A 12,094-nucleotide genomic window follows, 5' to 3' on the forward strand; every position below is an offset into this window, starting at 1 on the left:
GATGTCGCAATCCACACCGAACCCGGAAGGCCCTCACCCGTTCAAGACGCCTCAGCCGAGACCTCCCTCACCCGTCCCCAACCTCCCGGGGCAATACACCTAGCCCAGGGCCAGCCAGGCCACCGCTCCCAGGACGACGATCGCGGCGACGACGCCGACGATGAGGCCCACGCGGGGGCCGGAGGACTGCGGGGCCACGGCGGCCTGACGGCCGCCACCCTGCGGGGCGCCCTCGTCGACGAAGGCGCGGAACATCTGGGTGCTGCCGGCCGGGTCGTAGTTGCCCTCGGGGCCGGGGCCCTGGCCGTACGGTGCTTGGGGGTTGTGTGCCATGAGCCTGGACACTAGCGAACCCCGGGTTGAGGGCCCAAGCCCCGGCCGTACCGCAAGCTGATCCGGCACCGATCCGGCACGGATCGGCCACCGATCCCCCCACCGTCCCCCGCAGGGCCTCCCCCACCCTCCCCCACCTTTGCCGATTCTTTAGCGCGGTTTGACCGATTTAGTTTGCCTGGAGCAACCATCCATCTCTATGGTTGCCCTAAGCAACAAGATGTGAGAGTGCGCCATGGACAAGCCCAACCGGTACGAGAACCTCGCCCGTCAGGTCAGCGCCATCGGCGCGGTCAAGCGCGGCATGGCGCGCTCCCTGCCGGCCGACTGCCCCAGCGGATCCGCCATCGTCCTCGCCCTCCTCAAGCGGGACGGGGACATGCGGATGAGCCGGATGTCCGAACTCATGGCCGTCGACATGTCCGTCAGCAGCCGCCACGTCTCCCACACCGTCGAACGCGGCTGGGTCGAACGGCTTCCCGACCCCGCCGACAAGCGCTCCCGCATCCTGCACCTCACCGCCGAGGGCAGGGAGAAGCTGGACGAACTCGATCGCAGGCTCACCGCGATGCTCACGCGGAACCTCGCGGACTGGTCCGACGACGACGTCGAACTGCTCACCACCCTGCTCTCCCGACTCCGCGACTCCTTCGGGGACTGCCGGGCCCACCACGCGTAAAAGCAAAGGACGTTCATGGCCACGACCACCCCCGCCCCGTCGAAACAGGCGGGCGGCCACCCCTCCGACGGTGCGCCCATGTCGCACCGGCAGATCATGGAGGCGCTCTCCGGGCTGCTGCTCGGCATGTTCGTCGCCATCCTGTCCTCGACGATCGTCTCCAACGCCCTGCCCGAGATCATCAAGGACCTCGGCGGCGGCCAGTCCGCGTACACCTGGGTCGTCACCGCCGCGCTTCTCTCGATGACCGCGACCACCCCCCTCTGGGGCAAGCTCGCGGACCTCTTCTCCAAGAAGCTGCTGGTCCAGATAGCGCTGATCATCTACGTCGCCGGCTCGGTCGTCGCCGGTCTCTCCCAGAACACCGGCATGCTCATCGCCTGCCGTGTCGTCCAGGGCATCGGCGTCGGCGGTCTGACCGCGCTCTCCCAGATCATCCTGGCGGCGATGATCGCCCCGCGTGAGCGCGGCCGGTACAGCGGCTACCTCGGCGCGACCTTCGCCGTCGCCACCGTCGGCGGCCCGCTGCTCGGCGGCGTGATCACGGACACCGACTGGCTCGGCTGGCGCTGGTGCTTCTACGTCGGCGTACCGTTCGCGCTCATCGCGCTGCTGGTCCTCCAGCGGACCCTGAAGCTCCCGGTCGTGAAGCGTCGCGACGTCAAGGTCGACTGGGCGGGCGCGGCGGTGATCAGCGCCGCGGTGTCGCTCCTCCTCATCTGGGTGACCTTCGCGGGCGACAAGTACGAGTGGATGTCCTGGCAGACAGCCGTCATGGTCGGTGGTGCCGTCCTCCTCGGCGCGCTCTTCCTCCTCGTCGAGTCCAAGGCGAGCGAGCCGATCATCCCGCTGCGCCTCTTCCGCAACCGCACCATCACCCTCGCCTCGCTCGCCTCGCTCTTCGTGGGTGTCGCGATGTTCGCGGGCACGGTGTTCTTCAGCCAGTACTTCCAGCTGGCCCGGAACGAGTCGCCGACGATGTCCGGCGTCCTGACCATCCCGATGATCGCCGGTCTGTTCGTCTCCTCGACCGTCTCCGGCCAGATCATCACCAAGACCGGCCGCTGGAAGGCCTGGCTGGTCAGCGGCGGCGCCCTGACGGCCGGCGGCCTCGGCCTGCTCGGCACGATCCGCTACGACACCGCCTACTGGCACATCGCGCTCTTCATGGCCGTGATGGGTCTCGGCCTCGGCATGATGATGCAGAACCTGGTGCTCTGCACGCAGAACCAGGTGGCCCCGGCCGACCTCGGCGTCGCCTCCTCCGTCGTCACCTTCTTCCGCTCCCTGGGCGGTGCGGTCGGTGTCTCGGCGCTCGGCGCGGTGCTCGGCAACCGGGTCACGCACTACGTCCAGGACGGCATCGCCGCGCTCGGCCCGAAGGCCGCCGCGGCGATGGGCCAGGGCAGCGGCGGGGCGGGCGCCGGCTCGATCCCGGACATGGACAAGCTGCCGGCCCCGATCCGTACCGTCATGGAGAGCGCGTACGGACACGGTGTCGCGGACGTCTTCCTCTACTCGGCGCCGTTCGCGCTGCTCGCCTTCGTGGTGACGCTCTTCATCAGGGAGGTCGCCCTGAAGAGCAACAGCACCAGCACCAGCACCAGCACCAGCACCACGAACGAGGGCTGAAAAGACTCCCGGCCGCGCTTCGAGCGGAGGCGCGGCCGGGGTGGGTACGGAGCGGCGGGCAGGGGACGGCCCGCCGCTCCGTCATTTCGTCTTACGCGCTCAAGACGTTTCCGCCTCCCGCGCGACCATCACCTCGATGCCCGCGACCAGCACATCCAGGGCGTACTCGAAGTCCCGGTCCCAGATCGCGCTGACGCTGCCGTGCGAGGCCCGCTCGTCGAGGATCTCCGCCATCGGTTCGACCGCCTCCACGAACTGGGGATCATCGCGGAAGGCCTTGATCGCCTCGACGTAGAAGTCGTCCTGCGACATGCCGGCCTCGGCCGCCCGCCGCCCGAACTGGGACTCCAACGTCCCGTACCCGTACACGAACTGGAAGACGGCCGACATCGCGCTCGGCTGCCGGTTCATCGGCAGGCCGGTGTCCTTGACCGCCTCCTGGATCTTGGTGCCGACGGCGATCGCGTGCGGGCCGATGTTCAGGTACTGGCCCGCGCACGGCGACGTCCAGGGGTGGCGCACCAGCATCCGCCGGTAGTCCAGGGCGAGTACGCGGATCCGCTCCTGCCAGCTCCCGGCGGCGTCGACCGCGGCGATGTCGATCTCACCGTAGACGGAGTCGAGGGCGAACTCGATGATGTCGTCCTTGGTGTCCACGTACCAGTACAGGGACATGGCCGTGACGCCCAGTTCGGTCGCCAGCTTGCGCATGGAGAGGCCGGCCAGGCCGTCCTCGTCCAGCATCCGGATCGAGGTCGTCACGATCCGTTCGCGGTCGAGTCCGGCCGGGCCGCCCCCGTTGCGCGGGGGGCGCTGCTCCAGCCACACGCTGGAACGCGCCGGGTTCTTGGCCCGGTCCGCGGCCTTGACCATCGCGTTCCTCCGTGTGTTCACCTGTCAGCGGTTCAGCGGTACCTGGCCCCCATGCTATTCAGCCGCCGCCTTGGCCTGGTCTGCCGTCGCCTCGGCCTGGTCTGCCGCCGCCCGCTTCTCCGACCGCTCCGCCCGCCTGAGCAGCGCCGCCGCCACCACGCCACCGGCGAAGACGGCGATCGCGCCGACCAGCTGGCTGGTCTGGAGCCCCGACGCGAAGGCGTCCGAGATGTCCGCCCGTTCGGCGTCGCTGCCGGCAGCCGCGAGGGCCGCGGGCAGCGAGGTCGCGGTGACGGCGACGAGCGCCGCGAACCGGGCGTTGAGGACGGCGCCGAGGACGGCGACGCCCAGGCCGTTGCCGAACTCGGCGAGGGTGCCGTTGATGCCCGCGCCCACACCCGCCTTCTCCGGCGGGATCGAGCTCATGATGGCGTTGGCCATGGCCGGGGAGGAGACGGCGATGCCGGCGCCCATCAAGAGCAGGCCGAGGAGCATGCCCCAGTAACTGCCGTCGGTACCGCCGCCGAGCACGGCGATCGACAGCAGGCCGCCGGAGACCAGGGTCATGCCGAGCAGGACCGCCGGCGGGGTACCGATCTTCATGACCAGGCGCGGGCCGATGCCGGTCAGGTTGAGGCCGACGATCGTCAGCGCGAGCGGCGCCATCCGCAGACCGGCTTCCAGCGGCTCGTAACCGAGCACGAACTGCAGGTGCTGGGTGAGGAGGAAGAGCGAGCCGCCCATGCCGAAGACGACGAGCAGCGAGCCGCCGATGGCGCCGATGAACTTCTGGTTCTGGAAGAAGTGCATGTCGAGCATCGGGTACGGGATGCGGAGCTCCCACAGCGCGAAGGCACCGAGGACGACGACACCGATGGCGGCCGGGACCAGCACCTCGGCTGAGGTCCAGCCGTGCTCGGGGCCGGTGATGATCGCGTACACGACCGCCACCATGCCGATGGTGGAGAGCACCGCGCCGAGCAGGTCGGGGCGGTCACCCTGCCGGTTCTTCGACTCCGGTACGAGCTTGAGGACGGCGCCGAGGCCGATGAGCGCCACCGGGATGTTGATGAGGAAGATCATTCCCCACCAGTAGTGGTTGAGGATCACGCCGCCGATCAGCGGTCCGGCGGCGAAGCCGAGCGAGCTGACGGTGGACCAGAGAGCGATGGCCTTGACCCGCTCGGAGTCGTCGAAAATCTGCATGACGACGGCGAGGGTGGTGGTCATGAGCAGCGCGCCGCCGACGCCCATGCCGGCCCGGGCGGCGATCAGCTGGCCGGTGGACTCGGCGAGGCCGGCGGCGAGCGAGCCGAGGCCGAAGAGCGCGAGACCGACGGCGAGGAGCTTCTTGCGGCCGTAGCGGTCGGCGGCGTTGCCGGCGGTGAGCAGCAGGCCGGACTGGACGAGCGAGTAGGCGTTGATCATCCACTGGATGTCGCTGGTGGAGGCGTTGAGCTCCGAGGTCAGCGAGGGGATGGCGACGCTGAGGACGGTGTTGTCGAGCAGCACGGTGAGCTGGGCGAGGCAGATGACGCCGAGGATCAGCCAGCGCTGGGGATGGCCGCCGGTGGTGGCGGGGGGTGAGGGTGAGGATTCGGCGGTCGTCGCCGTCATGGACAGCACTCCTTGTACGGTGTACGGGACTGAAGCTCGTACACCGTACAAGGGTCTCTCGTACGCCGTATAGCGATTATCCGGGCGGCCTACTTCTCCTGGGTCAGGTCGTAGAGGGTGGCGCCGTCGACGGTGACCTGCTCGAAGGTGGAGGAGACCCAGCTGGAGATGTCCGAGCCACTGCCACCGCCTCCGCCCATTCCCCCTCCGCCATCGCCACCGACGAAGTAGTGGATCTTGCCCTGGGCGACGTACTGCTTGAACTGCGCGAGGGTCGGGGACGGGTCGCTGCCGTTGAAGCCGCCGATCGCCATGACCGGCTTCTCGGTGGCGAGCTGGTAGCTGGCGGCGTTCTGCGCGCCGATGGCGGCGGCGACCCAGGTGTAGTCGTCGGCGTCGGCGAGGAGGGCGGCCTTGGCCTTGGAACCGACGGAGGCGCCGTTGAGCAGACCGCCCATTCCGCCACCGCCACCACCTGCACCGCCGCGCTCCATGCCCTGGGGCAGGGTGCCGCCGGGCATCTGGCCACGGCCACCGGGCGCCATGCCACCCTGGCCCGGGCCCTGGCCCTGGCGCTGGGACGAGGTACCGCCGTCCATCCGCATGCCGTCATCGCCGCCGCCCCCACCAGGCATACGGCCACCCGCACCACCCACCCCGCGACCACCCGTCGAAGGACCCGCCGTCACGATCGAGCCCCGGTGGCCGGTGCTCAGCGTCTCCAGCGTGTACGCGAACGGTCCCGCGAGCCCCGTCACCAGACCGAGGCCCGCGAGCCCGAGGCCGACGCGCCGGTCGAGCCGCCCGGCCAGCAGCAGCCCCAGCGCGGCGAGCGAGCCCGCGACCAGGACCGTCCAGCGCAGCCACGGCAGCCAGTCGGGCGTCCGGCCGAGCAGGACGTACGCCCACACGGCCGTCGCCGCGACCGTCACCGCGAGGGCCACCGAGGCCGGGAACCGCCCGCGCTCCTCCCACAGGACGCTCGCGCCCATGCCGACGAGCGCGGCGATGTACGGGGCCAGGGCCACCGTGTAGTACTCGTGGAAGATGCCGGCCATGAAGCTGAACACCACCAGCGTGATCAGCAGCGAACCGCCCCAGGCCAGGAACGCCGACCGTGCGGTGTCCGTCCTGCGGGCCCGCCAGGTGATCACCAGACCGGCCACGAGCAGGATCAGGGCGGCCGGCAACAGCCAGGAGACCTGCCCGCCGACGGCGTCGTTGAACATCCGTCCGATCCCGGTCTCACCCCAGCGGCCCCCGCCTCCGCCTCCGCCCCCGGGGCCGCCGGCACCGCCACCACCCACACTCCCGGTCTCGTTGCCGTTGATCCGGCCGAGCCCGTTGTAGCCGAAGGTCAGCTCAAGGAAGCTGTTGTTCTGCGAGCCTCCGACGTACGGGCGGGAGCCCGTCGGCCACAGCTCGACCAGGGCGACCCACCACCCGGCCGAGACGAGCATCGCGAGCCCGCCGAGCGCCAGTTGACCGATCCTGCGACCGAACCCGACCGGCGCGCACACCGCGTACACGACCGCGAGCGGCGGCAGGATCAGGAACGCCTGGAGCGTCTTGGCGAGGAAGGCGATCCCGAACGCGACCCCGGCCCACACCAGCCACTTCGCGCCGGCCTTCGCGTCCTCAAGCGCCCGCAGCACGCAGTACACGGCGACGGTCATCAGCAGGGCGAGCAGCGCGTCCGGGTTGTTGAAGCGGAACATCAGCGCCGCGACCGGGGTGAACGCGAGGACCGTGCCCGCGATCAGCCCGGCGCCCGCGCCGAACCGGCGCCGTACCGCCGCGTAGAGGACGGCGACCGTCGCCACCCCCATCAGCACCTCCGGCAGCAGGATCTGCCAGGAGCCGAGCCCGAAGAGGCGCACGGACAGGGCCATCGGCCAGAGCGCGGCCGGCGGCTTGTCGACGGTGATGGCGTTGGCGGCGTCGAGCGAGCCGAAGAAGAAGGCCTTCCAGCTCTCGCCGCCGGCCTGGACGGCGGCGGAGTAGAAGGAGTTGGAGTAACCGGAGGCGCTCAGGTTCCAGACGTAGAGCGCGGTGGTGACGGCGAGGAGGGCGATGAAGGCGGGGCGCACCCAGCGCGCGTCCTCGGCCCGCCCGCGCCAGAGCCGATGGAGACGGCGGTCAGGGCGGCGGTCGAGGCGGCGGCCGGGTGGGGAGGCGGCGCCGGGCGCGGCAGCGGGGTCGTACGGGCTCGTGGTGCTCATCAGCTGGTCCTTGAGGCGGCGGCGTCCGGGAAGACCCAGAGCCGGAAGAGGAGGAAGCGCAGGACGGTCGCGGCGAGGTTGGCGACGATCAGGACGGCGAGCTCGGTGGAGTGGGCCGGGTCGCCGGTGGCCGCGCCGAGCGCGGCGAGCGAGCCGCTCGTCAGGGCGAGGCCGATGCCGAAGACGACGAGCCCCTGTGCCTGGTGGCGTACGGCCCGGTCCCGGCCCCGTACGCCGAAGGTGAGCCGGCGGTTGGCGGCGGTGTTGGCGACGGCGGACACCAAAAGGGCTGCGGCATTGGCGACTTGGGAACCGGCTCCGAGCCGGAAGGCCGAGTAGAGAGCGAGGTAGAAGAGGGTGGACAGCACACCGACGACACAGAAGCCGACGAGCTGTCTGGCCAACCCACCAGGAACGCCCGCCAGTTGGCGGTCGCGCGGGTCGTCGCCGAAGGGCCGGGCGAGCCGGTCGAGCGGCAGCGAACCGGTGGCGAGCGCCCGGCCGACCCGCCACACGCCCTTCAGGTCGTCGGTCGCGGTCCTGACGATGTGGACGGTGGAGTCCGGGTCGTCGACCCAGTCGACCGGCACCTCGTGGATGCGGAGCCCGGCCCGCTCGGCGAGGACCAGCATCTCGGTGTCGAAGAACCAGCCGGAGTCCTCGACCATCGGAAGGAGCCGCTCGGCGACCTCACCCCGTATGGCCTTGAACCCGCACTGCGCGTCGGAGAACCGGGCGGCGAGCGAGCCGCGCAGGATCAGGTTGTACGCCCGCGAGATGAACTCCCGCTTCGGCCCGCGCACCACCCGCGAGGAGCGCGCGAGCCGGGAGCCGATCGCCAGGTCGGAGTGGCCGGAGATGAGCGGCGCGACGAGCGGGAGGAGGGCGTTGAGGTCGGTGGACAGGTCCACGTCCATGTAGGCGAGGACGGGCGCGTCCGAGTGCGACCAGACGGTCCGAAGGGCCCGCCCCCGCCCCTTCTGCTCCAGGCGCACGGACCGCACCTCGGGCAGCTTCGCGGCCAGGTCGGCCGCCACCTCGGGGGTGCGGTCGGTGGAGGCGTTGTCGGCGACGGTGATGCGGAAGCCGTACGGGAAGGTCCGGGAGAGGTGGTCATGGAGGCGCAGGACGCACGGCTCCAGGTCCTTCTCCTCGTTGTAGACGGGGATCACCACGTCGAGGACGGGCCGCCCGGTCGCGCCGTCGGCCAGGCGGTCCCGGGCGGGGAGGTGTTCCGGGGCGGGGAGATGTTCCCGGGCGGGGAGGGCGCCGACATCGGCGGCGGGGCCCGCGATGGTCTGGGTTCGCATGCCCCAGACCCTCGCCGGGACGGCTGTCACGGCTGTGTGCTGCGCCTGTGGTCAGGCTGTGAGTACCAGGCGCCGGCCGAAGGATCGGAAGCGTCATCGCCTGGCCGACCGACCGACCGACCGAGCCGCCCGCCGGCCGACCGAGCCGGCAGGCACGCTACGGCAGGCCCGCTACTCGCTTTCGCGCGGCAGCCGTACGACGAAGAGGGTCCGCCCCGGACGGCTGCTGACCTCGACCTCTCCGCCGTGGGCCGTGGCGACGGCGCGGACGATGGCGAGGCCGAGACCGGTGCTGCTCGTGCCGCCCGCGTGCCGGGTCCGGGAGGCGTCGCCGCGGGCGAACCGTTCGAAGACGGAGGGCAGCAGCTCGGCCGGGATGCCGGGCCCGTCGTCCTCGATCTCGACGAGCGCCCAGCCGCCCTCGGCCCGTACGCGCGCGGTGACGGTCGTGCCGGGCGGGGTGTGGGTGCGGGCGTTGCCGAGGAGGTTGACCAGGACCTGGTGGAGCCGGGCGCTGTCGCCGCGTACGGTCACGGCGGGCTGCGCGTCGGCGCCCCCGTTCGCACCCATCGCCGTACCGTCCACGCCGTCGTCGGGCAGTTCGAGCCGCCACTTGTGGTCCTGGCCGGCCGCGCGGGCGTCGGAGAGGGCGTCCACGACCAGCGGAGCGAGATCGGTGCTCTCGTACGAGAGCGGGCGTCCGGCGTCCAGGCGGGCGAGGAGCAGCAGGTCCTCCACGAGCCCCGTCATCCGGGTCGCCTCGGACTCGATCCGGCCGAGCGCGTGCCGGGTGTCCGGCCCGCACTCCTCCCTGCCGCGCCGCGTCAGCTCCGCGTAGCCGCGGATCGAGGCCAGCGGGGTCCGCAGCTCGTGACTGGCGTCGGCGACGAACTGCCGTACCCGCGTCTCGCTCTGCTGGCGGGCGTGGAGCGCGCGGTGGACGTGGTCGAGCATCCGGTTGATGGCCGCGCCGACCTGCCCGAGTTCGGTGCGCGGGTCGGCCTCGGGAACGCGGTGGTGGAGGGCCGGTTCGCCGCTGTGGAGGGGGAGTTCGGAGACCTGGGTGGCGGTCGCGGCGACCCTGCGCAGCGGGCGGAGCGCGATCCCGACCAGCGCGCCCCCGGCGAGCGAGGCGGCGACGAGACCGGCGCCGGTGACGCTCACGGTGACGACGATCAGGGTGGACAGCGAGCCCTGGAGCTGGTCGAGCGGCAGCCCGACGAGGACGTCGCCGTTGCCGCCGGAGACGTACGCGACCCGGTAGTCGCCGAGGCCGGGCATCTCCACGGTGTGCGGCCGGCCGTCGCGCGGCGCGGAGGCGAGCGCGGTGCGCTGGGCGTCGTCGAGCGGGTTGCTGGTGGCCTTCCGCCCGTACCCGGACTGCTCGACCTCCACGGAACAGTCGGCCTTCTCCAGCGTCCCGCCGGCCCCGATGACGGCGCCGACCGTGCCGAGCGGCGCGCCGGGGCCCAGGACGAAGGCGAGCGGGTCACGGCCGCCCGGGTCCCCGGCGCCGCGCATCGAGGGCGGCGGGCCCTGCGCGCGCTTGGAGACGTCCCGCAGCTGACCGTCGGCCTGGTCGTACAAATACGACCGGAACGCGATCGTCGTCACCGTCCCGATGACGGCGGCGACGACCGCGATGAGGGTGACGGCGGAGACGACGAGCCGGGTCCGGAGCGACCAGGACCGGGGCGAGCGGAACATCTGCGGTACTACTCCCCCGGCTTGATGAGGTACCCGGCGCCGCGCCGGGTGTGGATCATGGGCGCCCGACCGGCGTCGATCTTCCGGCGGAGGTAGGAGATGTACAGCTCGACGACGTTGGCCTGACCGCCGAAGTCGTACGACCACACCCGGTCGAGGATCTGCGCCTTGCTGAGCACCCGGCGCGGGTTGCGCATCAGATAGCGGAGCAGCTCGAACTCGGTCGCGGTGAGGTGGATCGACTCGCCGCCGCGGGTGACCTCGTGGCTGTCCTCGTCCAGGGTCAGGTCGCCGACGACGAGCAGCGACTCGCTGCGCGCCTGCGCGGCGCCGGACCGCCGGATCAGCCCGCGCAGCCGCGCCACCACCTCCTCCAGGCTGAACGGCTTGGTGACGTAGTCGTCGCCGCCGGCCGTGAGCCCGGCGATCCGGTCCTCGACGGAGTCCTTGGCGGTCAGGAAGAGCACGGGCACATCGGGCAGGTCGCGCCGCAGCCGGCCCAGGAGGGAGAGCCCGTCCATGTCGGGCAGCATCACGTCGAGGATCACGGCGTCGGGCCGGAACTTCCTGGCCACGCGCAGCGCCCCGGCGCCGTCGCCGGCGCTGTCGACCTGCCAGCCCTCGTAGCGCAGGGCCATGGAGAGCAGCTCGGCGAGCGAGGCCTCGTCGTCCACGACGAGCACGCGGACGGCGGAGCCGTCGGGCCGAAGCATGTCGGTACGCCCCTGGGGCTTGGTCGCGGTCATACGACCAAGGTGGAGGGGCGCGGTGAGACAACCCTTTCCGTCACCTGTGAATTCCCTGAGAAAGCTCAGGGGCCGCACTGGCTACGCGAGGGAGAACAGCGATGCCCCGTTCGCGTACAGGACGCGCCGCAGCCAGTCGTCGCCGAGACCGAGCCGTTCGAGGGCGTGGAGCTGATGGACGTACGGATAGGGGATGTTGGGAAAGTCGGACCCGAGGAGAATCCGGTCCTGGAGCTCGCGCAGCCGGGGCAGCTCGGCGACGGGGAAGGGCGCGAGGCGCTCGCTGAAGTCGGTGAAGGCCATGGTGGTGTCCAGGTGGACGCCGTCGTACCGCTCGGCGAGATCGAGGAAGTCGGCGTACTCGGGCATCCCCATGTGGGCGACGATCAGCCGCAGCCGGGGATGCCGGGCGAGCAGCTGCCCGACGGGCCCGGGCCCGGTGAACTTGCCGGGGGCGGGCCCGGAGCCGCAGTGGATGACGACGGGCACACGGGATTCACCGAGCAGCCCCCAACTGTCGTCAAGAAGCGGATCATTGGGATCGAACCCGCCGACCTGGAGATGCACCTTGAAGACACGGGCACCGGAGTCGACCGCCCGGCGGACGTAGCCGGTGGCGCCGGGCTCGGGGTAGAGGGTGGCGGTGTGCAGACAGTCGGGGGTACGGGCGGCGAAGTCGGCGGCCCAGCTGTTGAGCCACTCGGCCATGCCGGCCTTGTGCGGATAGAGCATCGAGGTGAAGGCGAGCACCCCGAACTCCCGGAGGAGCGCGACACGGCGGTCCTCCTCCTCGCGGTAGGTGATGGGCCAGGCCATGCCGGTGAGGGGGCCGACGGCGTCGAAGTAGGACCAGACCTTGTCGAGGACGTTCTGGGGCATGAAGTGGGTGTGGACGTCGACGAGCCCGGGGATCCCGAGTCGCTGGACGAGCTCGCTGTGGGTCATGTGGATCACGATGGGGCGGAGGGCGGGACG

10 protein-coding genes are annotated in these 12,094 nt (G+C 71.2%); 2 read left to right on the top strand and 8 right to left on the bottom strand.

Translation table 11 applies throughout. The annotated features are described in order from the left end of the window. Positions 1-99: 99 nt before the first annotated feature. Entirely contained in the window at positions 100-333 is a 234-nt protein-coding gene (locus Q5762_RS35140) for a hypothetical protein (RefSeq protein WP_315896379.1), read from the bottom strand. 235 nt (positions 334-568) lie between these two features. Between Q5762_RS35140 and Q5762_RS35145 the strand changes: the two genes are divergently transcribed. Together Q5762_RS35145 and Q5762_RS35150 are read left to right on the top strand one after the other, a co-directional pair. After that, the gene (locus Q5762_RS35145; RefSeq protein ID WP_315896380.1) at positions 569-1,012 is read left to right on the top strand and encodes a MarR family transcriptional regulator; all 444 of its coding nucleotides are present in this window, start codon (positions 569-571) and stop codon (positions 1,010-1,012) included. A 15-nt stretch (positions 1,013-1,027) separates the two neighbouring features. Beyond that, positions 1,028-2,644: an MDR family MFS transporter gene (locus Q5762_RS35150; RefSeq protein WP_315896381.1), complete on the top strand. Its 1,617-nt coding sequence runs from the start codon at positions 1,028-1,030 to the stop codon at positions 2,642-2,644. A 99-nt stretch (positions 2,645-2,743) separates the two neighbouring features. On the opposite strand, the gene Q5762_RS35155 is transcribed toward Q5762_RS35150, so the two are convergent. The 7 genes from Q5762_RS35155 to Q5762_RS35185 form a co-directional block, all read right to left on the bottom strand. Continuing rightward, on the bottom strand, positions 2,744-3,517 hold the full coding sequence (locus Q5762_RS35155) for a TetR/AcrR family transcriptional regulator C-terminal domain-containing protein (RefSeq protein ID WP_315896382.1): 774 nt from the start codon (positions 3,515-3,517) through the stop codon (positions 2,744-2,746). Positions 3,518-3,571: 54 nt separating this feature from the next. Next, positions 3,572-5,134: an MFS transporter gene (locus Q5762_RS35160; RefSeq protein WP_315896383.1), complete on the bottom strand. Its 1,563-nt coding sequence runs from the start codon at positions 5,132-5,134 to the stop codon at positions 3,572-3,574. A gap of 89 nt (positions 5,135-5,223) precedes the next feature. Then, on the bottom strand, positions 5,224-7,356 hold the full coding sequence (locus Q5762_RS35165; RefSeq protein ID WP_315896384.1) for a glycosyltransferase family 39 protein: 2,133 nt from the start codon (positions 7,354-7,356) through the stop codon (positions 5,224-5,226). After that, positions 7,356-8,666, bottom strand: a complete 1,311-nt coding sequence (locus Q5762_RS35170; protein WP_399495422.1) for a glycosyltransferase — start codon at positions 8,664-8,666, stop codon at positions 7,356-7,358. The genes Q5762_RS35165 and Q5762_RS35170 overlap by 1 nt, the downstream gene beginning before the upstream one ends. 171 nt (positions 8,667-8,837) lie before the next feature. Next, positions 8,838-10,373 carry a HAMP domain-containing sensor histidine kinase gene (locus Q5762_RS35175; protein WP_315896386.1) on the bottom strand — a complete coding sequence of 512 codons (1,536 nt, stop codon included), beginning with the start codon at positions 10,371-10,373 and terminating at the stop codon, positions 8,838-8,840. Positions 10,374-10,381: 8 nt separating this feature from the next. Continuing rightward, entirely contained in the window at positions 10,382-11,119 is a 738-nt protein-coding gene (locus tag Q5762_RS35180; protein WP_315896387.1) for a response regulator transcription factor, read from the bottom strand. An 81-nt stretch (positions 11,120-11,200) separates the two neighbouring features. Beyond that, positions 11,201-12,064 carry an amidohydrolase family protein gene (locus Q5762_RS35185; RefSeq protein ID WP_315896388.1) on the bottom strand — a complete coding sequence of 288 codons (864 nt, stop codon included), beginning with the start codon at positions 12,062-12,064 and terminating at the stop codon, positions 11,201-11,203. Positions 12,065-12,094 lie beyond the last annotated feature (30 nt).

Origin of the sequence: Streptomyces sp. P9(2023), assembly GCF_032436795.1 — a bacterium.
Lineage (GTDB): Bacteria > Actinomycetota > Actinomycetes > Streptomycetales > Streptomycetaceae > Streptomyces.

Excerpts from the sequence above, each read along its gene's own strand:
- Q5762_RS35185 (WP_315896388.1), bottom strand. The coding sequence starts at position 12,064 with ATGACCCACAGCGAGCTCGTCCAGCGACTCGGGATCCCCGGGCTCGTC.
- Q5762_RS35180 (WP_315896387.1), bottom strand. The coding sequence starts at position 11,119 with ATGACCGCGACCAAGCCCCAGGGGCGTACCGACATGCTTCGGCCCGAC.
- Q5762_RS35140 (WP_315896379.1), bottom strand. The coding sequence starts at position 333 with ATGGCACACAACCCCCAAGCACCGTACGGCCAGGGCCCCGGCCCCGAG.
- Q5762_RS35170 (WP_399495422.1), bottom strand. The coding sequence starts at position 8,666 with ATGCGAACCCAGACCATCGCGGGCCCCGCCGCCGATGTCGGCGCCCTC.
- Q5762_RS35150 (WP_315896381.1), top strand. The coding sequence starts at position 1,028 with ATGGCCACGACCACCCCCGCCCCGTCGAAACAGGCGGGCGGCCACCCC.
- Q5762_RS35155 (WP_315896382.1), bottom strand. The coding sequence starts at position 3,517 with ATGGTCAAGGCCGCGGACCGGGCCAAGAACCCGGCGCGTTCCAGCGTG.
- Q5762_RS35165 (WP_315896384.1), bottom strand. The coding sequence starts at position 7,356 with ATGAGCACCACGAGCCCGTACGACCCCGCTGCCGCGCCCGGCGCCGCC.
- Q5762_RS35160 (WP_315896383.1), bottom strand. The coding sequence starts at position 5,134 with ATGACGGCGACGACCGCCGAATCCTCACCCTCACCCCCCGCCACCACC.
- Q5762_RS35175 (WP_315896386.1), bottom strand. The coding sequence starts at position 10,373 with ATGTTCCGCTCGCCCCGGTCCTGGTCGCTCCGGACCCGGCTCGTCGTC.
- Q5762_RS35145 (WP_315896380.1), top strand. The coding sequence starts at position 569 with ATGGACAAGCCCAACCGGTACGAGAACCTCGCCCGTCAGGTCAGCGCC.